At 65.1% G+C, this 19212-nt stretch carries 20 protein-coding genes and 1 tRNA gene; 6 read left to right on the forward strand and 15 right to left on the reverse strand.

The window, feature by feature from the left end; translation table 11 throughout:
• The 3 genes from C448_RS13545 to C448_RS13555 are packed head-to-tail and all read right to left on the reverse strand — an operon-like array spanning position 1 to position 2436.
• The gene (locus tag C448_RS13545; protein WP_004055551.1) at positions 1–405 is read right to left on the reverse strand and encodes a hypothetical protein; all 405 of its coding nucleotides are present in this window, start codon (positions 403–405) and stop codon (positions 1–3) included.
• The gene (cysS, locus tag C448_RS13550) at positions 402–1889 is read right to left on the reverse strand and encodes a cysteine--tRNA ligase (protein ID WP_004055552.1); all 1488 of its coding nucleotides are present in this window, start codon (positions 1887–1889) and stop codon (positions 402–404) included. The genes C448_RS13545 and cysS overlap by 4 nt, the downstream gene beginning before the upstream one ends.
• A gap of 25 nt (positions 1890–1914) precedes the next feature.
• Positions 1915–2436: a DUF7523 family protein gene (locus C448_RS13555; RefSeq protein ID WP_004055553.1), complete on the reverse strand. Its 522-nt coding sequence runs from the start codon at positions 2434–2436 to the stop codon at positions 1915–1917.
• Positions 2437–2790: 354 nt separating this feature from the next.
• Between C448_RS13555 and C448_RS13560 the strand changes: the two genes are divergently transcribed.
• Positions 2791–3663, forward strand: coding sequence for a CbiX/SirB N-terminal domain-containing protein (locus C448_RS13560; RefSeq protein WP_004055554.1), 873 nt, complete (start codon positions 2791–2793; stop codon positions 3661–3663).
• Positions 3663–4721: a DR2241 family protein gene (locus tag C448_RS13565; protein ID WP_004055555.1), complete on the forward strand. Its 1059-nt coding sequence runs from the start codon at positions 3663–3665 to the stop codon at positions 4719–4721. Before C448_RS13560 ends, C448_RS13565 begins: the two co-directional genes overlap by 1 nt.
• A 1-nt stretch (position 4722) precedes the next feature.
• Here the strand turns inward: C448_RS13565 and C448_RS13570 are convergent, their stop codons facing one another.
• The 3 genes from C448_RS13570 to C448_RS13580 form a co-directional block, all read right to left on the reverse strand.
• A complete protein-coding gene (locus C448_RS13570; RefSeq protein WP_004055556.1) occupies positions 4723–5376 on the reverse strand; it encodes a DUF7524 family protein in 654 nt (217 codons plus the stop codon).
• Positions 5377–5378: 2 nt separating this feature from the next.
• Positions 5379–5573: a methytransferase partner Trm112 gene (locus tag C448_RS13575; RefSeq protein ID WP_004055557.1), complete on the reverse strand. Its 195-nt coding sequence runs from the start codon at positions 5571–5573 to the stop codon at positions 5379–5381.
• 253 nt (positions 5574–5826) lie between these two features.
• Positions 5827–7191 (reverse strand): adenylosuccinate synthase, encoded by a 1365-nt coding sequence (locus tag C448_RS13580; RefSeq protein ID WP_004055558.1) that lies wholly within the window; start codon positions 7189–7191, stop codon positions 5827–5829.
• Positions 7192–7453: 262 nt separating this feature from the next.
• On the opposite strand from C448_RS13580, the gene C448_RS13585 reads away from it, so the two are divergent.
• Complete coding sequence (locus C448_RS13585; RefSeq protein WP_004055559.1) at positions 7454–7759, forward strand: hypothetical protein; 306 nt, start codon at positions 7454–7456, stop codon at positions 7757–7759.
• A gap of 1 nt (position 7760) precedes the next feature.
• Here the strand turns inward: C448_RS13585 and C448_RS13590 are convergent, their stop codons facing one another.
• From C448_RS13590 to C448_RS13630, 9 genes are all read right to left on the reverse strand, one after another.
• Complete coding sequence (locus C448_RS13590) at positions 7761–8321, reverse strand: GNAT family N-acetyltransferase (RefSeq protein ID WP_004055560.1); 561 nt, start codon at positions 8319–8321, stop codon at positions 7761–7763.
• Positions 8322–8380: 59 nt separating this feature from the next.
• Positions 8381–9085: a class I adenylate-forming enzyme family protein gene (locus tag C448_RS13595; protein ID WP_004055561.1), complete on the reverse strand. Its 705-nt coding sequence runs from the start codon at positions 9083–9085 to the stop codon at positions 8381–8383.
• Between the two features lie 498 nt (positions 9086–9583).
• Positions 9584–10012 (reverse strand): HTH-type transcriptional regulator LrpA1, encoded by a 429-nt coding sequence (gene lrpA1, locus C448_RS13600; protein WP_004055562.1) that lies wholly within the window; start codon positions 10010–10012, stop codon positions 9584–9586.
• A gap of 58 nt (positions 10013–10070) precedes the next feature.
• Positions 10071–11018 carry a thiamine pyrophosphate-dependent enzyme gene (locus C448_RS13605; RefSeq protein ID WP_004055563.1) on the reverse strand — a complete coding sequence of 316 codons (948 nt, stop codon included), beginning with the start codon at positions 11016–11018 and terminating at the stop codon, positions 10071–10073.
• Between the two features lie 3 nt (positions 11019–11021).
• Positions 11022–12917, reverse strand: a complete 1896-nt coding sequence (locus tag C448_RS13610) for a 2-oxoacid:acceptor oxidoreductase subunit alpha (protein ID WP_004055564.1) — start codon at positions 12915–12917, stop codon at positions 11022–11024.
• A 174-nt stretch (positions 12918–13091) separates the two neighbouring features.
• The gene (locus C448_RS13615; protein WP_004055565.1) at positions 13092–14531 is read right to left on the reverse strand and encodes a sugar transferase; all 1440 of its coding nucleotides are present in this window, start codon (positions 14529–14531) and stop codon (positions 13092–13094) included.
• 159 nt (positions 14532–14690) lie between these two features.
• Positions 14691–14761 (reverse strand) — tRNA-Gly (locus tag C448_RS13620).
• A gap of 24 nt (positions 14762–14785) precedes the next feature.
• Complete coding sequence (locus C448_RS13625) at positions 14786–15439, reverse strand: class I SAM-dependent methyltransferase (RefSeq protein ID WP_004055566.1); 654 nt, start codon at positions 15437–15439, stop codon at positions 14786–14788.
• Positions 15440–15478: 39 nt separating this feature from the next.
• On the reverse strand, positions 15479–15994 hold the full coding sequence (locus C448_RS13630; protein WP_004055567.1) for a DUF7549 family protein: 516 nt from the start codon (positions 15992–15994) through the stop codon (positions 15479–15481).
• Between the two features lie 138 nt (positions 15995–16132).
• Here C448_RS13630 and C448_RS13635 point away from each other — a divergent pair, with 138 nt between their 5' ends.
• Genes C448_RS13635 through C448_RS13645 form a run of 3 tightly spaced genes read left to right on the forward strand, consistent with a single transcriptional unit; the run spans position 16133 to position 19174 of the window.
• A complete protein-coding gene (locus C448_RS13635) occupies positions 16133–16591 on the forward strand; it encodes a DUF5793 family protein (protein ID WP_004055568.1) in 459 nt (152 codons plus the stop codon).
• A gap of 38 nt (positions 16592–16629) precedes the next feature.
• Entirely contained in the window at positions 16630–17982 is a 1353-nt protein-coding gene (locus C448_RS13640) for a phosphohexomutase domain-containing protein (RefSeq protein ID WP_004055569.1), read from the forward strand.
• A gap of 46 nt (positions 17983–18028) precedes the next feature.
• Positions 18029–19174: a BMP family lipoprotein gene (locus tag C448_RS13645; RefSeq protein WP_004055570.1), complete on the forward strand. Its 1146-nt coding sequence runs from the start codon at positions 18029–18031 to the stop codon at positions 19172–19174.
• Positions 19175–19212: the final 38 nt, after the last annotated feature.

A 19212-nucleotide genomic window follows, 5' to 3' on the forward strand; every position in this document is an offset into this window, starting at 1 on the left:
TCAGACGATCTCGTTGTCTCGCAGCAGGTCCGCGAGCACGTGTACGAAGAAAACGGATTCGGTGAGTCTCTCGGCCGGACGGCTCACCCGCCGCGCGAGCGCGATCAGCGCGCCGCCGATGAGGACGTGACTCAGCAGTCGGAGGCTGGCCATCTCGCCCGTTCCCTCGAAGAGGTTTTCTTGATCGACGAACACGCGCTTCGGATCCCGGAGACAGTCGGTGAGATGGTGCCAGTCGCCGACGCGCAGTCGGGCGAGCACGAAGTGATCGAGATCGATGAGTACGCCGAGTCCCAGACCATACGCCGCGAGCGCTGCCAGTCGACGGGGCGAGCGCCCGTCGGTGCGTGTGAGAACCCACCCAACGACGGGGATGCTGAGCAGGAAATGCTCTCCGGATTTCATTCGCCCGCCCCCAGGCGGTAGGTCGGGCCGTCGTCGGTGTCCTGAATCTCGACGCCGAGCGCCTCCAGTTCGGTCCGGAGCTCGTCGGCGCGCTCGTAGTCGCCCGCCTCACGGGCCGACTCGCGCACGTCGAGCAGGAGTTCGACCAGCTCGTCGGCGATGCCGACCTCGCCCGTTGCTCCCTCCGCAAAGCTCAGGCCGAGTACCCCTTCGCCGAACTCCTCGAACGTCTCGACCGCCCGCTTGAGCGCCCGATAGTCGTGTTCGTCCTCGGCGTCGAGCCGGGAGTTGATCACCGTCGCGAGTTCGAGCAGCGCCGCGAGCGCGCCCCTGGTGTTGAAATCGTCGTTCATCGCGGTCGTGAAGGCCTCGCGCGTGTCGTCGACGGCATCGCGCAATCGCCCATCCTCGACTTTCGTCCGTGCGTCGGGCCCGTCGAGCGCCGCGACCGCCCGTTCGTGAGTGCGTTCGAGGCGTTCGGCGCGTTCGACGGCTTCCTGGATCGCCGATTCACTGTAGGTCTGCGTGCTGTTGTAGCTGCCCGACAGCAGGAAGGTGCGGATCGCGTTCAGGCCGTAGTCGGCGAGCGCCTCGTCGACAGTGATGAAGTTGCCGAGGCTCGAGCTCATCTTCTCGTCGTCCATCGCGAAGAGGTCGGCGTGGAGCCAGTAGTTGCTGAACGTCTCGCCCGTCGCGGCCTCGCTCTGTGCGCGCTCGTTCTCGTGGTGGGGGAAGACGAGGTCGCGCCCGCCGACGTGGATGTCGATGGTCTTGTCGAGATGGGCCATGCTCATCGCCGAGCACTCGATATGCCAGCCCGGTCGGCCCTCGCCCCACGGCGATTCCCAGGTTTGCCCGGACGACGGCTCGACGCTCTCGTCGTGGCGATGCTCGGCGACGGCCTCGGGCGAGACGCCGCCGGCCTTCCAGAGCGCGAAGTCGGCCGGATGGCGTTTCTCGCTTCGCTCGTCGGGTTCGCCCTGTGATTCGATTTCGTCGAGGCGCTGATTCGAAAGTTCGCCATACGATTCGAAACTCCCCACGTCGAAATAGACGGAGCCGTTCGACTCGTAGGCGTGCCCGCCCTCGACGAGTCGCTCGACGAGATCGATGATCTCGGGGATATGCTCGGAAACGCGCGGGTAGACCTCCGCACGCTTCAGATTGAGCGCGCGCATATCGTCGAGCGTCTTCTCGACGAACCCGCGTGCGACCGCGTTCTCGGAGTCGCCGAGGTCGTTCTCTCCTACTCGGGCGACGATCTTCTCGTTCACATCGGTAAAATTCTCGACGTGGCGCACCGCGTAGCCCAGAAATTCGAGCCAGCGGTGCATCACGTCGACGTGGACCCACGTGCGCGCGTGGCCGAGATGAGCGCGGTCCGAGACCGTCAGGCCACAGTAGTACAAGAGTACGGAATCGGGGTCCTGTGGCTCGAACGGTTCGCGCTCGCCGGTGAGGGTGTTCTCCACGCGCAGCGTCATCGTCCCATCTACGCGGGCCAGCGCTTCAATCCGTCGGAGTCGTCACAACTCCCCCGAGCGCCTCTTCGACGACCCGCACCGCGTCGGGACCCGCCCGCCGACCCACAACGACGAGAAGTCCGTCGCCGGCGACGCCCGCGGCCGTCACGTCGATTCTCTCGACGGCCAGCCGATCCAGGACGTGCGCGAGCGCTCGGGCATCGACTTCCCCGGTGGCGAGCACGCCCGTCAGCGATCCCAAATCGGGCACGAGCGCACGGCCGCCGACCGCAAGCAGTGCCTCGTTTTCGTCGCTCGTCCCGCTTTCCATTTCGGCCATATCCACCGCACCGAGACCGCTCTGCATCGTCACGCGGGCGTCGTGCGAATCGGATTCGTGATCGGGCAACTCCTCGGCGTAGCGCCGCAGCGCAGCGGCCACTGGATCGAGATCGCCGACGTCGAGGAATCGTGCGGCAGCGGTGTAGTTGAGCACGCCCGCCCGGAGCGCCTCGAACACGAATGGGTTTCGACGCACCGCGCGTCTGGTGTCGGCGGCGAGAGTCATGCATCGGAATGAATGACCGGCAACGAAAAGAACAGCGAACCGAAATCACGAACGATCTGCCTGCGTCGAAACTGCAAATCCTAACTCAAATGAGAGACCGCAACCGCACCGCCACTGCCCACACCCTCCCCAGCCGATTCGCTCGTTCGTTTCACTCACTCGCTCATCCACCGTCAGAGCGAAGCTCTGACGAGCCTGCACTCGCTGCGCTCGTGCAGACCTCGCGCGAGTCGTGCCTTCGGCACTCCCGCGCGCCGACCGTAACCGCCCTGTTCGTCGGTTCTATGGCGGAGTGGATCATCTCGAGAGCGAGGAGGCGAAGCCACTAAACCGGTCGCACCCGTCGGTTTCGGTATGCCGGCACTGGTCATCGTCGCCCACGGCTCGCACCTGAACCCCGGCTCGCACGACCCGACCTTCACCCACGCCGACACCGTGCGCGCGGCGGGGGCCTTCGACGAGGTGCGCGAGGCGTTCTGGAAGGAGGAACCCTCCTTCCGTGAGGTGCTGCGGACCGTCGAGAGCGAGGAGGTGTACGTCGTGCCGCTGTTCGTGAGCGAGGGCTATTTTACTGAAGAAGTCATCCCGCGCGAGCTCCGCCTGGAGGACTGGGACGTCTCGCTGTGGAATTCCGACGGGACGGACGCCGACACGGCCACTCTCACGGCCGCCGACGTCGATAAAACGATTCACTACTGCGGTCCGGTCGGCACCCATCCCGCCATGTCCGACGTCATCGTCCAGCGTGCCGAGTCAGTAACCCAAAATCCGGATGTGGGCGAGGGGTTCGGTCTCGCGGTCGTCGGTCACGGCACGAACCGCAACGAGAACTCGGCGAAGGCGATCGAATATCACGCCGATCGCGTCCGCGAGATGGACCGGTTCGACGAGGTCGGTGCACTATTCATGGACGAGGAGCCCGAGGTCGACGACGTGACCGACTACTTCGAGAGCGAGGACGTCGTCGTCGTGCCGCTGTTCGTCGCCGATGGCTACCACACCCAGGAGGACATCCCCGAGGACATGGGGCTGACCGACGACTACCGCGAGGGCTACGAAACCCCCACCGAGGTCGAGGGCCACCGCATCTGGTACGCCGGCGCGGTCGGGACCGAACCGCTCATGGCCGACGTGCTGCTCGAACGCGCCGCCGACGCCGGTGCGGACGTCGACGAGGCGCTCGACATCGTCCGCAAACGGACCGCCACGCCGGCGGCCGGTGATTGATGAACGACTCCCAACTACGGGCGCTCCGCGAGGCCGCCGCCGACGGCGTCGCCTGCGATGGGCTATCGGCCTCGCGGGACGACGCAGGCTATACCTTCGTGACGCCGGAGGTGAGCCATGACGGTCTGAACGAGGACGAGTTCGACGCGCTCGCGACCGAGAACCCCTGGTTCGTCTCGAACTGGCACTTCTGGCGCGCGACGAGCGAGACGAACGAGGCGTTCCTCCGCTGGGTCGAACACGCGAGCGAACTCGGCGTGCGCGAACGCTACGAGACGCTCGTCGACGGTCTCACGCGCGAGTGGGGCCAACTGCTCGTCACTGCGACGCTCGGCACCGACGGCGAGCGCAGCTACGAACTCCGCCATACGGCCGACGCGGCCACTGCCGTCGCGGAGCTCGACAGCTACCACGACCCGCGCGAAGCACGGGAGATCAGCACGCTCGACGACGACGGCGACTATCGCCCGCTGAAGACCGCACCCACCCTTCGAGCGGGCTGGCGCTTCGCCGATCTCGACGCTCGCGATCTCGTGCGCACGGTGGAGTTCTTCTATCCGGCGACGGTCGCGAACTGGTATCGCGAGCGGACCGGCGAGCTGGACGTCAGCCACTTCCGGGAGACCGCCGAGCGCCAGACGGGGATCTACGGCGTGATCGACGACCTCGATGTCGATAGCGTCGAAAACCTGGCCGAGGCCTGCTGTGTCGACTCGCAGTGCCTCAAACGCCGCGAGTGGGACGAGGACGAAGAGACGCCTCTCGACGCACCCCGTGGCGACGGCGAGTTCCCCTGTCGGGAGCCGTGTTCGCTCGTCGTCGCCGCCGCCCGACAGTTCGCCGTTCTCGAAGGCGAAGAGACGCGCACCTACGAGCTCGAACTGACGCCCAGCGAGCGCTCGCAGTTGGGGGACCTGGTCGATGCGGTCGCCGACGGACGCGTCGACGAGATCCGCGAGGCCGACGTCGGCGATGGCGCGAACCGATATCGGGCGCGCTACCTCCGGGCGAAGCGACTCGCCGACGGCGAGTTCGAGGGTCTGCGCGAGAAGCGCTGAGTCAGGAGAGCAGGAGATAGCCAGCGACGACGAGCCCGGCGAGAACGGCGACCGCACCGATATACATGGCGACACCCTCGACGAACAGCAGCGCGATCCCCAGCAGGATCACCACCGCCGTGGCACCGAGCAGTCCCGAACTGTCGAGACCGCCCGCATTGCTCGATCGTGACATGCCCCCGGTGCTCGATCGTGTTCTCCCGGTCGATCGCGATCGTGTCGCGCCGCCCGACGACCGTGTCGGGGAGCTCGTCGGGCCGGCATCGACGGTGTCGTCGGTGCGTTCGATGAGCGATTCGTCGATCTCGACGCGCTGCTTTCCGGCGGCCGGTTCGATCGCGACCTCGACCTCCTCAGTCTGGCTGCCGTAGGCGGTGGCGACGGTGAGATAGCCCGTGACGGGGCCGCTCTCGTGGACGCGGATCGGAACCCGCACTGTCGCGCCCGGACGGACGTAGTGGTTACTCGTCGGGATCGAGGCGATCTCCGAGAGCGCGTCGTCGAGACGGAGGTGGACGTGGGTCGCCTCGCCGTGGTTATCGAGCTCGACGACGAACGAATCCGAACTCGCGAACGTCGCCGGCAGCTCGACGGCGTGGAGCTCCGCACGGTTGAGATGGACCGAGAGCGTCCCCGAAGCGGTCGACTCAGCCATATTCAGGCCGGCGCGTCCTCGCGCATGTCCGGTGGGAGCAGGTTCGGAATCCCCTCCTCGATCGGATACTCCTCGCCACACTCAGAACAGACGAGTCGGCCTTCGAGCACCTCGTCGTCGGTTCGCTGGATGACTTCGAGTTCGAGCTCCTGCTTGTCCATCGGACAGCGCACGATCTCCATCAGCGACTCCTTCATCGTCGCTCGCCCCAATTCATGCGCGAGACGACGACCGGCGGTGATAAAAGCGTGGCGCTCGCCCAGCGGCGGTCGCGGGGTGGCGCGGGGTGGTTGCGGGGTGGCCGCACCGCGGTGCGGCTCGTGGCCGCGGCTGCGGTGCCATGCTCTCCTGGTGGATGAAGGGCGAGGCGCGTGGCACGAGCGAAGCGAGTGCCGCGACCGAAGGGAGCGCGCCGAGGGCTTCGGCGGAGGCGGTACTGTGCGGTGTCGTCTACGCGAGCGGGTCCTCGCGGACGACCGTCTGCTCACGGCCCGGTCCGACGCCGACAGCGTAGATCGGGACGTCGAGTTCCTCGCTGATGTAATCCAGATACGCGCGTGCGTTTGTCGGCAGCGCGTCGTAGCCCTCGTCGGCGATCGCATCCCAGTCGGCGTCGTCCCAGCCGTCGAAGCGACGGAAGGACGCTTCGCAGTCGGCCCATCGTTCGGTCGTTGCCGGTAGCGTGAGTCGCTCCTCATCCTCGACCGTGTAGGCGTGGCCGACCCGCACCTCGTCGAGCCCGGCGAGCGTGTCGATATGGTTGACGACGAGTCCCGTGAACCCGTTTGCGCGCGTCGAATGGCGGAGCATCGGCATGTCGAGCCAGCCGATGCGTCGCGGTCGACCCGTGACAGTACCATATTCACCGCCGGCCTCGCGGAGTTCCGTGGCGAGTGCCTCGTCGCCGCGCTCGGTGTCCTCGTCGTAGTCGGGTGTCTGGCCGACCACGCCACCGAGTTCGGTGGGGAGGGGGCCGGTGCCGACCCGCGAGAGGTAGGCCTTGGCGATCCCGACGATCTCGCCGTCGCCGACGATCCCCGGTCCGAGTCCCGTGCCGGTGCAGGTCCCGCCGGCCGTGGGGTTCGAGGAGGTCACGTAGGGGTAGTTGCCGTGATCGATGTCGAGGATCGTCCCCTGTGCGCCCTCGAAGAGCACGTCCTCGCCATCGTCGATGCGATCGGCGAGGAAGGTTCCAGCATCGACGGTCATGTTCTCCTCGGCGAGTCGCTCGCCGAAACTCGAATACTGGTCGTAGAGCGTGTCGACGTCGAACGCCTCGCCCGTCTCGACGCCGAAAACCTCCTCAGCGAGTGCGCGTTTCTGCGGGACGACGTATTCGAGGCGTTCGCGCAGCACGTCGGTGTCGAGCAGGTCGCCGATCCGGATGCCGCGCCGGCCAGCCTTGTCCTCGTAGGTCGGGCCGATGCCGCGACCGGTGGTGGCGACGTCGAAGTCGCTCTCGCTTTTGACGTCCTCCTCGATGCCGTCGAGAACGCGATGATAGGGGAAGATGACGTGCGCGCGGCGGGCGACCCGGACGTCGGGATCGACGCCACGCTCCTGTAGCGCGTCGAGCTCCTCGAACAGCGTCTCGGGATTGACGACGCAGCCGTTGCCGAGTACGTTCGTCGTCCCGCGGATGGCACCGCTCGGTACCAGCGAGAGCTTGTACTCCTCGCCGTCGTGGACGACGGTGTGGCCGGCGTTGTCGCCGCCCTGATACCGACAGACCACGCTGGCCGATTCGCTCCAGCGGTCGGCCATTCCGCCCTTGCCCTCGTCGCCGAGCTGTGCGCCGACGATGGTGACTGTCATGTCCTTCGGTTCCGACCTTCCGGGTAAACCGATTTCGATGTGCCGGCAGCCACGGCGGTGACGTCGAACACCACTCGATGGTATTCATCGTCATTCGGTGTCGAGGGCCAGAAAGTATATGATACATGGCCCCCGATACCCGGGATAGCGAATCCGGTGACGACAGAGCGATCGGTCCGTGTCGTGCCACCGTGACGAAATTTTCCGACCGGAACGCTGAGGAGTAACGTTTAAACCCCTCACGCACGAGTTAACAAATGCCATGATAGACCGACTTGAGAAAGAGGTCGATATGCTGGAACGCCATCTGCAGGTGCTGCGGATGGTCATCGAGAGCGAACCGATCGGCATCGTGAAGATGTCCAACGAGACGGGCTACCCCCATCACAAGGTGCGCTACTCGCTGCGCGTTCTCGAAGAGGAATCGCTCATCGAGCCGTCGAGCCAGGGTGCGATCACGACCGAACGTACCGAGGAGTTCGTCGACGAGCTCGACGGGAAGGTCGACGCAATCGTCGAGAAACTCTCGGGGATGAAGATCAGCGATACGGCCGAAGCCACCTCGTAGCTCACTGCTCGCGCCACTCGCGGCGCAACAGTCCGTACTGAAACGAATCGCGGTACTCGCCATCGATGAATCGATTCTCGCGCGCACGACCTTCCTCGACGAAACCGAGCGATTCGAGCAGCCCGCGCGAGGCCGCGTTGAAATCGAAGGCGTGCGCGCCGAGGCTGTGGACGTCGAACGTCCGGAAGACGTACTCGACGACGAGCGAGACCGCCTCTTTGCCGTAGCCCTTTTGATGATGGTCAGGGACGAGCCAGTAGGCTAGGCTAGGTCGATCCCAGTCGACGCGCCTGACAGTGACGACGCCGATCGGTTCGGTGTCGTCCTCCTCGGGGTGGTCCGGCCCTGCATCGTCGAGACAGACGACGAAACCGACGTTGTGTTCGTCCTCGATGAACTCCTCGAAGTAGTCGTCCATCTCGCTGTCGTTCATGTGCGTCACGGTGCCGAGCGGGTAGCGGATCTCGGGGTTTGCGTGTGCACGCTGGAGGAACTCGCTGTCCTCGCGCTCGACGGTCCGCAGCGTGACCCGCTCACCCTGCTCGATGCGCGTTCCTGGCATGGCCGATGCGCGAACGCCACATGGATGTTTCTTTCGAATCGATTCGACGAGTCGAGAACTCAAAAGCAGTCCGCCGGATCGAGCAATCGCGGTTCGGGTGCGTCGTCGCTCGTGATCGCCACATCGGCGACGGTATCGCCGTTCGGGAGCGTGATGATCGCATCGGCGAGCAGTGGGGCGACGATGCCGGCCGCGACGGTCCCGGGTCGCGAGAGCGGTGCGCGCACGGCGATCGTCTCGCTCTCCTGCATGGCCACCGATTCGATCGCGCTCTCGGCGGCAGTGAGCATCTCGGCGTGCGTAACCCGTGCTCCATCGGTGTCGAGAACCGGATCGGTGGGATCGATCGTCGCCGGGACGAGCGTCGGATTCTCGCTCCAGACGTCGCGCTCGAAGTATTCGACGTGGGCGTCGTCCGGAGGGTCGCCGTAGGCGATCTTCGTGCCGCCGGGCGGCAGTTCGAATCCGTCGATCTCGTCGGTCGGCGCGATCACCGCACGCGCGTCGGTCGTCGTGGACGGCTCGAAGCGGGTGATGGCCCCGAGCGACACCGCACCGAGAAAGCCGAGGAGTGCTTCGGGAGTCCGACCGGCGACGGCGACCGTGTGACCGCTTCGGACACCGCAGTGGTGCAGGAAGTTGCCCGTCTTCCAGGCGTTCGTGAGGAGTCGGCGGGCGTCGTACTCGCGGTCGGTGGTGGCGTCGTTAAGGACGATCCCCTCGCCCCGGCGCTCGCGTGCAAGGAGTCCGCGCAGCGTGTCCATGCCGTCGTTTCGTACTCGTGACGTGAAAACGCCGCCGGCCGATGGCTGCTGGAGGTGGTCGATTACAGTCGTTGCCCTGCCGTCTGTGGCTGCGTCACGACCCAGATTCAGCGGGTCCGAAAGACCCGAAGCGACGTTCGTCGTTTTGAACAGCGCTCAACGTGTGCCAGAAGACCCACGTTCTGATGACATCAGGGAAAGGGGTTTGCTCTCTCGGACGACGATGCTCTCCTGGTGGATGAAGGGTGAGCGCAATCGCCGGAGTACGCTTCGCGCGCTCCGAGCGCCCGTTCGCCTGTGGCTCACGGGAACGCAGGGAGCGCGAGGGCTTCTGCGGGGCGATACGGTGCAGTGAGGCGAATACAAGACTATGCCGACAGAGTATCCACGCGAACGAAATCCAGTTGATAACTGGCGAATACAGTGGATCGTGAACGGCGAGTTCGACCGAGCAACGCGAGGGTGCATCTCGCCTGTGGAGAACGGTACTCCTACTTCCTACTTGAGTCGTTCCTGCAGGAAGGAGGGATGGGCGGCGGTGACGCCCTCGATCGAGAGGATATCGTCAGCGATGACGTTACCGACGGCGTTGCCGTCAGGCGCGCGGATCTCGGCCATCAGCATGTGATCGCCGCTGGAGCTGTAGAGCGTCTCGATCTCGTCGAGCTCCGTGATAGTGCGCGTCGTCTCGACGTAGCGGCCACTCTCGACCTCGATACCGACGAGCGCGATCGAGCGCCCGGAGAGCTTCTTCGGGTCGATATCGGCCGAATAGCCCGTGATAACGCCGTCGCGTTCGAGTTTGTCGATGTACTTGCGAACGGTGGGCTTCGAGACGTCCGCTCGGTTCGCGATGTCGGCGTACGAGGCCTGCGCATCCTCCTCCAGGACGGAGAGAATGCGGTCCTCGGTGGAGTCCGCGCTCATGTCGACTAGTTGGTGTCCATGAAAAAAGATCTTCCGAATCAGAAAACGCGCCGGCGACTTACTTGTGGGCGTCGAGGAGGTCGTAACTGCGCTCCCAGTCGGCTTCCTCGTCGAAGTAGCGCTCGGCCAGCGGCTCCTCGGGCATCTCACCCGTCGAGCGTTTCTCCTCACCGTACGAGCGACGGTCCTCGTCGATGTAGAACCGACCCGTCAGCACTTCGCCCTCGTAGAGTTTGTCCTCAGTCTCGTGCATCATCTCGGCGGCCTCCTGACGGTCGTGCACGTCGAAGTCGAAATCGTCCGAGTCCTGAACGTCCGTGTACGGAACGTACTGCTTCGCATCTTTGTTCCAGGTCGGACACTGTGTCAGGAAGTCGACGTGGGCGAACCCGTCGTGTTCGATCGCCTCCGTCAGGATCTCCGTCGCCTGTCGCGGATTGACGGCTGCAGTGCGTGCGACATAGGACGCACCCGACGTCAGCGCCAGCGACAGCGGCCGGATCGGGTCCTTCGCCGACCCGTGGGGCTGGGTTTTCGACTCGTGACCTTTCGGGCTCGTCGGGGAGGTCTGGCCCTTCGTCAGCCCGAAGATCTCGTTGTTGAACACGATGTAGGTCATGTCGTGGTTCTCGCGGGCGGTGTGCATGAAGTGGTTGCCGCCGATGCCGTAACCATCGCCGTCGCCACCCGCCGCGATCACCTCTAATCCTGGGTTCGCGAGTTTCGCCGCACGGGCGATCGGCAGCGAGCGCCCGTGGATCGAGTGCATCGCGTAGGACTCGAAGTAGCTGTTCAGCTTGCCCGAGCAGCCGATACCCGTCACCAACAGGGTCTCGTCGGGCGTGCGCCCGACTTCGGGCATCGCGCCCTTGAGCGCCTTCAGCACGCTGAAGTCGCCACAGCCCGGACACCAGGTCGCCTGGGGCTCGATGCCCGGCGTGAACGCCTCCCGGTCGATCTCCTCGCCCTGTTCCGCCTGTCCGATCGCGCTGAATGATTTGCTCATGTCTTAATCACCTGCTGCCGGCTCGATCCGCGTCTGTGCCGTCGGCGGCTCGTCGCCGCCGTTCACCTGAATGTCGAACCCTTCGACGACTTCGGCCGGCTCGAACGGGTTACCGTTGTACTTCAGCAGGCTCGACATCTTCTCGCCGAATCTCCCCAACTCCTTCTGGGTGAGCCCACGGAACTGGGCGGTGATGTTCATCTCGACGACGAGACACTCGTCGACCGATTCGAGGAACTCTGTGACGTCTGCTTTGGGGTAGGGCATCATGTCGCTCACGCCGAGCATCTTCACCGACTCGCCCTGCTCGTTCAGCCGGTCGACGGCCTCCTCGACGCTACCCTGCTGGCTCCCCCAGACCATGATGCCATGCTCGGCGTCCTCCGGCCCGTAGTACGTCTGGTTCGAGTGATCCTGTTCGTCCAAGTCGCTGCGGATGGATTCGAGTTTGCGCGTGCGCCGGTCGACCTGCGCGACGCGATTATCCGGACTCTCCTCGATGTGGCCCTGCGGGGTGTGCTCGTTGCCCGTCGCCAGGAATCGGCCATCCTTCTGGCCGGGAATGCTTCGCGGGCTCACGCCGTCTTCGGGGTCGTGGCGGAACCGGTTGAACGTCCCCGATGCGTGATGGGGTGCCTCTTGGATCTCCTCTTCGGAAAGGACGCTGCCGAGATCCGGATTGGGCTCGCGATCGAAGTGGCTCGCCGGCACGCTTGCGAGTTCACCCGAAAGCTTCTGATCGATCACGATCACCACCGGAATCTGGTACTCGTAGGCCACCCGGAACGCTTCTCTGGACTGCTCGTAGGCCTCCGCAACAGTACCGGGTGCGAAGACCACTCTGTTCGAGTCGCCCTGACTCGTGTAGAGGATGTGCTCGAGATCGCCCTGTTCGGGTTTGGTCGGCATCCCCGTCGAGGGGCCCGCACGCATCGCTTCCACGAGCACGAGCGGCGTTTCGGTCATCTCCGCCAGTCCCAGCGGTTCGCTCATCAGTGCGAACCCACCACCGGACGAGCCACTCATGGCTTTGACGCCGGCGTGGGAAGCACCGATCGCCAGCGACGCCGCCGCGATCTCGTCTTCGACCTGCTCGGAAATGCCCCCGATCGATGGCAAGTGCTGGGTCATGATCGTGAACACGTCCGTCCACGGTGTCATCGGATAACCCGCGATGAACCGACAGCCCTCGTCGATCGCGCCGTATGCGACCGCGTGACTCCCGTTTAGAAGCACTTGCTCTTCGTCGTGGCTTCCGGTGGGCACTTCGAGATCGTGCGTGAACTCCATCTCGCTGACCGCCGCGTGGGCCTCTTCGAGCACTTCCACGTTGGTTTCGAGCATCTCGCCGCTCATCGTGTCGGCCATCAGCTCCTCGAAGATCCCCGTGTCCATGTCGATCAACGCGGCCGTTGCTGCAACGCCAGCCGTGTTGCGCATGATCTCACGGCCGTGCTCGCGTGCGAGGCTTCGGAGATCGAGCGGGTAGACGTGCCAGTCGTTTTCCTCGACGCGCTCGTCGAAGTCCTCGACCTCGTCGGTGTCGAGCAGCCCCTCGTCGTAAACGATCACGCCACCCTCACGGAGCTCGTCGAGGTTCTCCGTGAGCGGTTTGACCTCTTCATTCCCATAGTAGGCCTCGCCGTCCTGGGGATTCCGGGCGAAACTGTCGCCCAGCGCCAGCAGGAAATCGTAGCCGTCGCCGCGCGATTTCACTGCGTGATCGGCCGCCCGCACTTCCACATACGTGTGGCCGCCACGGATCCGCGATGGGTAATGTCTGTGTGTGAATACGTCCAGCCCCGTGCGCATCAGCGCCTTCGTGAAGTTCTGGCTCGTCGAGTCGATCCCGTCCCCGGAACCGCCCGCGATCCGCCAGATGAGTTCATCTCCTGTCATAGTTTCCCTCGCCGACTTCCTGGTTCGTCCTTTGCGAGGGCGTTATAAAAGGGTTTCCGGTATATCAAGACTCATCAATCATGTGGGTTTGGTATATATTCTCAGTCGATGATGACGTTCCGGTGGTCGAGACGGCCGCTGACGGCCTCGCCGAAATTCGTGATCGGGAGCCGATCAACGGCTACTGACGGTCTCGGCGAGGTCGCTCAGAACGAGCCAGACCTGTCTGACGACGATCTGGAGATCGAACCAAAACGACTGTTCGTTGATATATTTCACGTCGTACTGGAGTTTTCGTTCCGGATCGTAACCTGTGACCTCATTGATCTGTGCGAGACCCGTCAGTCCCGGTTTCACGAACCAGCGTCGACGCCACTCGATGAGGTTCGTCTCGATGTCGTCGTCGAGCTCGGGACGTTCCGGACGCGGGCCGACGACGCTCATGTCGCCGGCGAAAATCGACCACAGCTGCGGGATCTCGTCGAGATGTGTCCGCCGGAGCAGTCGCCCGATGCGCGTGACGCGTGGATCGACGCCGCCCGCGTCCTCCTCGCTGAGTTTCGCGCCGGTCGCCGCTTCCGCGTCGGGGATCATGCTCCGGAACTTGTAGACGCGAAACGTCTCGCCGAACTCGGCGGTTCGTTCCTGGCCGTAGAAGAGCGGCCCACCATCGTCGAGTTTGATCGCGGCAGCGATGGCGATGATGACCGGCGAGAGCGCCGTCAGTCCCGCGAGCGCGAAGGCGATGTCGAACCCGCGCTTGATGACGCGGTCCTGCCAGTCCCACGGGACGAGCTCGGTGTCGATGAGATCGCCGACGCCCGTGCCGCTCGTGAGCACGCTATCGGCGTGCTTGCGGTGGACCTTTGCGGTGACACCGTGGTTGTAGCAGGTGGCGAGCGCACCGAAAAAGGCCGCGCGATCCGAGCGCTCGAAGGCGAGCACCGCCGTATCGATGTCGTGCTCGATCAGCAGATCGTCGAGTCGCGAGAGACCACCCAGATGATCGATCTCGTCGAGCCGCCCGTCGAGTGCTTGTCCGCCATCGGCGACGCCCATCGACGGGCGGTTCCGATCGGCGTCGTAGCGGATCGCCGGCGCGATGTAGCCGACGATCGGGAGGTCGGTCGTCGCGAGCAGTTCACCCATCGCGTCCGGGTCGTCGCCGACCAACACCGCGCGCTCGGCGGTCGGCTCCGGCCGGCGACGGATGGCCACGAACCACGCCGGCAGCGCGACCGAAAGCAACAGCGTCGTCGCCACCAACGTCGTCCGCGGGAGTCGATAGGTGTAATCGAAGTAGCCGATCGCCGCGAGCGCGAGCGCGCCCATGAAAAGCCGCCGAAGCGTGAGCGAGATCGTATCGAGAATGCGCCGCGGATGGGGTTTGAACAGCGTCAACAGCGCGGCGGCCAACACTGCCAGCGCCGTCGCCATCGCCACCACCAGCGCCCCACCGGACAGTACCGTCACAGGGAGCCGATCAAGCAGTGGGATCGTCGTCACCAGTCTCTGGACGAACGGATAGTTCGCCACGGCGATCACACAGACGACGAGAACGCTTGCGCCGAAACTGCTCGCGACGCGATATCGCCATCCGGTGTTGGGATCCATGCTGAACGAGCGAATCGAATAAACGAGTGCCAGCAGCGGGCATAAGTATTATGGAATGGCTGATGCAAGCGCAAACGCCATCGGTCAAAAAAGCCATCGTAGCGCCGAGAGAGCACGATTCCCGAGGATAGAATCGAGCGCCGATCCGATTGGCTCGGATGCGCCAGCGGGGAATCGAACCCCGACCGAGGGCTTGGAAGGCCCTTGTCCTACCATTAGACCACTGGCGCTCACGGGACGTATCGCCGCACCGATTAAGTTCGTTTCCCTTCGGCACGCACCACGCCATAGCAGTTGCCCCGCTCCTCGAAGACCCTCTCGACGGCGAGCGTGCTCTCGCGCAGGTCGTCCGCGAACGCCGCCGGATCGTAGATGTGGTAGTAGCGGGGGACAGTCTCGCCGCCGGGCAGTGTCCAGTCGACCGTCGTGTCGAACGCCTCGTTCCTTTCGAACCGGTCGTGTGTCGTGCTCCACGCGCTCACGAGTGCACGCCCGCCAGGAGCGAGAACACGCGCGAGTTCGTCGAGACTCTCGATACGCGCTTCGTGGGTCGGAAGGTGATGGATCGTGGCGACGTACACCGCCAATCCAACGGTCTCGGACGCGATCGGCAGGCGAGTCGCGTCGCCCTGACAGAGATCGACGGAGAATCCCTCGCGCTCGCGGCGTTCGCGTGCCGCCTCAACGACCGTCCGGCTCGCATCGATCCCGACGACTCGGTCGGCACGATCGGCGAGCACCGCGGCGTGGCGGGCGTTTCCACAGCCGAGATCGAGGCCGAGCGCGACGCCGTCGCTCCGATCGACGAACCGCTCGACGGCCGGCCACGCGTGTGCGCGGGTCTTCGCGAAGTGGCCGCCGATACGGTCGTAGGTCTCGCGCACGTCGCGCCGGCTCGGATCGCCCATTGCTGAACGGAGTTCGCCGCTGGGCGGTTCAACCCATCGCTATCCGCTCGCACCGGTGCTCGTGCGAGTATCACGCGTGCGATCGACGGTGAGTAGTCCCACACCGAACAGGAACAGCGCGATCACGCCGATCGGGATCGGGACGGGCGATGTCTGTTGCCAGAGCAGCCAGATCGCGCCCGAGAGGACGAGCGCCATGCCGAGACAGAGCGCACCCATCACTCGCACCGGATCGAACGCCCCCACGAGCAGGCGGTCGCCAGCGACGACGAGCGCGAGCGCGAGCGCCAGCGCGATGACGAGCAACGCCGCCGCGACGAGCCAGAGCGTCCCCAACCGGGCGAGATCGCCGCCATATTGCGAGCCGATATCGGTGACGGGGACCGCGGCCCGCGTCATGTCGAGCGAACGCGCGCCGAATGAGAGCTCGACCGCGCCGAAGACGAACCGGACGACGATCGACTGGGCGAACGCGCCGTCGGAAACCGACACCGACCACGGGACCAGCGCGGCGACGAAGGCCGCGAACGCCGCGAGTTCGGGTGCACGATCCATGATATCGAATCACAGTGATGCTACCGGTGGAGGCGGGTAAAACCCATCGGTAGTTGTGGCGAGCGAACCCATGGCGGGGAGCGAGGACATCCGGCGTTACGTTCATGACGACAGGGGACATAGGCAGAACAGAACCGAATGAGGCGCGAGAACTTCGACATTCACGTCACAAACACCGAGTGGGTTGCGGCCGGGGGCGAACCCGGCAAGCCGACGGTCGCCATCGAGTTCGATGGGCCGAACGAGGTGCTCCAGTCGCGTCTCGCCGGCGCGGGCGATGCCATCGTCGATGCCGAGGAGACCGACGTCAACTACCGTTTTCATTCCGACGAGAACGAGGGCGTGCTCTCGATCACCAACCGCATCACCGGCGATTTCGTGCTCGAACTGAACGCCGACGCGGACGGCGTCCTCGATTTCATCCGCGCGGCGCGGGCCTATGGCGAGCACACCGACGACGACGGCCGCTATCGCATCACCGTCGAGCATGACGGCGAGCAGCTGCTCGCCCACGAGAAATCGACGTTTCTCGTCTACAACGAGGACGGCAACCTCGTCCGCCAGCACAGCCTGATCCCCGGCGGCGTCGAACTCTAAACCGCCCGACTAAATAGCCCTCCATCCGAAAACCGTCCATGAACCTCTTCGGCACCGCGGGCATCCGCGGTAGTGCTACCGAGCGCGTCACGCCGAGCCTCGCGCTTGCGGTCGGTCGTGCAGCCGGCACGGACGCCCCGCACACCGAGTTCGTCATCGCGCGCGACGGTCGCGAGACCGGTTCGGCGCTGCTCGCGGCGCTCGAAGCCGGTCTGGAAAGTGCCGGCGTGGACGTTCGCCGTGCCGGCGTGCTTCCGACGCCGGCGCTGGCGTTCGCCTCGCGCGGGCGGCGCGGCATCATGGTCACAGCGAGTCACAACCCGCCGACGGACAACGGGCTCAAACTGTTCGCCGACGGCCAGGAGTACGGCGATGACGCCGAGGCACGCATCGAAGAGCGCGTCGACGCCAGGGACGCGCCGGCGAACTGGGACGAGTGGGGTCACACCGAACACGTCGAACCGCTCGTGGCCTATCGCACCGAGGTTGCGGACTACGCTCGCGAACACGGCGGCGGCCTCGACGGGATGACCATCAGCGTGGACTGTGGCAACGGGATGGCCAGCCGGGCGACCCCGCAGGTGCTCTCGGCGCTCGGGGCCAACGTGACGGGCGTCAACGCGAACGTCGACGGTCACTTCCCCGCCCGCGGATCGAAGCCAACACCGGAAACGCTCGCGGAGTTTCGGGGGTTCGTCGCCGACGGCGAGACGGAGCTCGGGTTCGCCCACGACGGCGACGCCGACCGGGTCGTCGTGCTCGACGGCGACGGCGAGATCGTCCACGAGGACACGATCGTGGCGATCCTCGCCGAGCGGTACACCCGCACGAGCGACGTCGGCGATCCCGTCGTCGTGACGACGCCGAACGCCTCCTCGCGCATCGACGAGCGCGTCGCGGAAGCGGGCGGGCGCGTCGAGCGCGTCCGACTCGGCGCACTCCACGAGGGGATCGCGGCAGCGCGTGCGGCCGGCGACGAGGAAACGGCGGTCGTCTTCGCGGCCGAACCCTGGAAACACATCCATCCCGCACTCGGGCCCTGGATCGACGGCGTGGCGAGCGCCGCGACACTCGCCAGACTGGTCGCCGAATCGGGACTCGACACGCTCCGCGAACCGGTCGCCGAGCGTCCCTACCGAAAGGTGAGCGTGGATTGCCCCGACGAACGCAAAGAGGCGGTGATGGACGAGCTGGCACACAGCCTCGGCGAGACGTTCCCCGACGGCGAGCGCTCGACCGCTCACGGGGTGCGCATCGAGCTCGACGACGGCTGGGTGCTCGTCCGACCCAGCGGCACCGAACCCAAGGTCAGGGTCTACGCCGAGAGCGAGCGGGTCGATGCGCTCGTCGAGCGGACGGTCGGGGCGATCGAGGCCGCGCTTCCGGCGTAAACCTCCGATAGATTTAAATCATCATCGTCATTGATATGGGTAGAGTATGTCCTCTGACAGACGGCAGTTCCTCCGGGTCGCGGGTGCGGCAGGTATCGCTGGCCTCGCTGGCTGTACGAGCGGCGGTGGCGGCGGGTCAGGTGGATCGAACGATAGCGGCGGGAGCAACGGCACCGGCTCGGGCAACGGAACGAGCGGTGGCTCGGGCGGCTCCGGTGGCTCGGGCGGAAACATCGGCATGGTCTACGCCAAGGGCGGACTGGGCGACAAGTCGTTCAACGACATGGCCCACCGGGGTGTCGAGCGTGCGAAAAAAGAGCTCGGCATCAGCTACAACGAAGCCCAGCCCGAGCAGAACTCCGATTTCCCGACGTTCCAGCGCCGCTACGCACAGTCGACCGATCCGAACTACGATCTCGTCTCGTGTATCGGGTTCGCACAGGTCAGCGCGCTCTCCGACGTCGCGCCGAACTTCTCCGATCAGAGCTTCCTGCTGGTCGACGGCGTCGTCGAGGAGTCGAACGTCGCCAACTACGTGTTCAAGGAGCACGAGGGCTCCTTCCAGGTCGGTCATCTCGCCGGGCTGTTGACGACCAAGGAGATGAGCGCCGGCGGCGGCAAGACCAACCCCGACAATGCGAAACTCGGCTTCGTCGGCGGCGAGGAAGCCCCGTTGATCAAGAAGTTCCAGGCCGGCTTCGAGAAGGGCGTCAAGCACGCGAACAGCGACGCAAGCGTCAACGTCGCCTACACCGGTTCGTTCTCCGATCCCGGTGCGGGCAAGGAGGCGGCGGTCTCGATGTACAACGACGGTGCGGACATCGTCTATCACTCCGCCGGCGCGACCGGCATCGGCGTGTTTCAGGCGGCCAGCGAGCAGAACCGCTACGCCATCGGCGTCGACTCCGACCAGTCGAAGAGCTCACCGAAGTTCTCCGACGTGATCCTCGCGAGCATGGTCAAACAGGTCGACAACGCCGTGTTCACTGCCGTCGAGAACGTCGTCAACGGGAATTTCAAGGGCGGGAGCACGAAGACGCTCGGGCTCGAAAAGGACGGCGTCGAGGTCGTCTACGGCAAACAGCTCGGCCCCGAGATCCCCAAGGACGTCAAAGACGCACTCAAGAAGTCCCGGAAGAAGATCGTCTCGGGCGATATCGAGGTGCCGCAGAAACCCGGTTCGGGCTCGTAATCGACAAGCCGTGTTCGACCACGACAGAACCCACGAGA

The organism is Halococcus morrhuae DSM 1307, from assembly GCF_000336695.1.
Taxonomy (GTDB): domain Archaea; phylum Halobacteriota; class Halobacteria; order Halobacteriales; family Halococcaceae; genus Halococcus; species Halococcus morrhuae.

Coding starts and splice junctions, on each gene's coding strand:
- C448_RS13545 (WP_004055551.1), bottom strand. CDS start 405: ATGAAATCCGGAGAGCATTTCCTGCTCAGCATCCCCGTCGTTGGGTGG.
- cysS (WP_004055552.1), bottom strand. CDS start 1,889: ATGACGCTGCGCGTGGAGAACACCCTCACCGGCGAGCGCGAACCGTTC.
- C448_RS13555 (WP_004055553.1), bottom strand. CDS start 2,436: ATGACTCTCGCCGCCGACACCAGACGCGCGGTGCGTCGAAACCCATTC.
- C448_RS13560 (WP_004055554.1), top strand. CDS start 2,791: ATGCCGGCACTGGTCATCGTCGCCCACGGCTCGCACCTGAACCCCGGC.
- C448_RS13565 (WP_004055555.1), top strand. CDS start 3,663: ATGAACGACTCCCAACTACGGGCGCTCCGCGAGGCCGCCGCCGACGGC.
- C448_RS13570 (WP_004055556.1), bottom strand. CDS start 5,376: ATGGCTGAGTCGACCGCTTCGGGGACGCTCTCGGTCCATCTCAACCGT.
- C448_RS13575 (WP_004055557.1), bottom strand. CDS start 5,573: ATGAAGGAGTCGCTGATGGAGATCGTGCGCTGTCCGATGGACAAGCAG.
- C448_RS13580 (WP_004055558.1), bottom strand. CDS start 7,191: ATGACAGTCACCATCGTCGGCGCACAGCTCGGCGACGAGGGCAAGGGC.
- C448_RS13585 (WP_004055559.1), top strand. CDS start 7,454: ATGATAGACCGACTTGAGAAAGAGGTCGATATGCTGGAACGCCATCTG.
- C448_RS13590 (WP_004055560.1), bottom strand. CDS start 8,321: ATGCCAGGAACGCGCATCGAGCAGGGTGAGCGGGTCACGCTGCGGACC.
- C448_RS13595 (WP_004055561.1), bottom strand. CDS start 9,085: ATGGACACGCTGCGCGGACTCCTTGCACGCGAGCGCCGGGGCGAGGGG.
- lrpA1 (WP_004055562.1), bottom strand. CDS start 10,012: ATGAGCGCGGACTCCACCGAGGACCGCATTCTCTCCGTCCTGGAGGAG.
- C448_RS13605 (WP_004055563.1), bottom strand. CDS start 11,018: ATGAGCAAATCATTCAGCGCGATCGGACAGGCGGAACAGGGCGAGGAG.
- C448_RS13610 (WP_004055564.1), bottom strand. CDS start 12,917: ATGACAGGAGATGAACTCATCTGGCGGATCGCGGGCGGTTCCGGGGAC.
- C448_RS13615 (WP_004055565.1), bottom strand. CDS start 14,531: ATGGATCCCAACACCGGATGGCGATATCGCGTCGCGAGCAGTTTCGGC.
- C448_RS13625 (WP_004055566.1), bottom strand. CDS start 15,439: ATGGGCGATCCGAGCCGGCGCGACGTGCGCGAGACCTACGACCGTATC.
- C448_RS13630 (WP_004055567.1), bottom strand. CDS start 15,994: ATGGATCGTGCACCCGAACTCGCGGCGTTCGCGGCCTTCGTCGCCGCG.
- C448_RS13635 (WP_004055568.1), top strand. CDS start 16,133: ATGAGGCGCGAGAACTTCGACATTCACGTCACAAACACCGAGTGGGTT.
- C448_RS13640 (WP_004055569.1), top strand. CDS start 16,630: ATGAACCTCTTCGGCACCGCGGGCATCCGCGGTAGTGCTACCGAGCGC.
- C448_RS13645 (WP_004055570.1), top strand. CDS start 18,029: ATGTCCTCTGACAGACGGCAGTTCCTCCGGGTCGCGGGTGCGGCAGGT.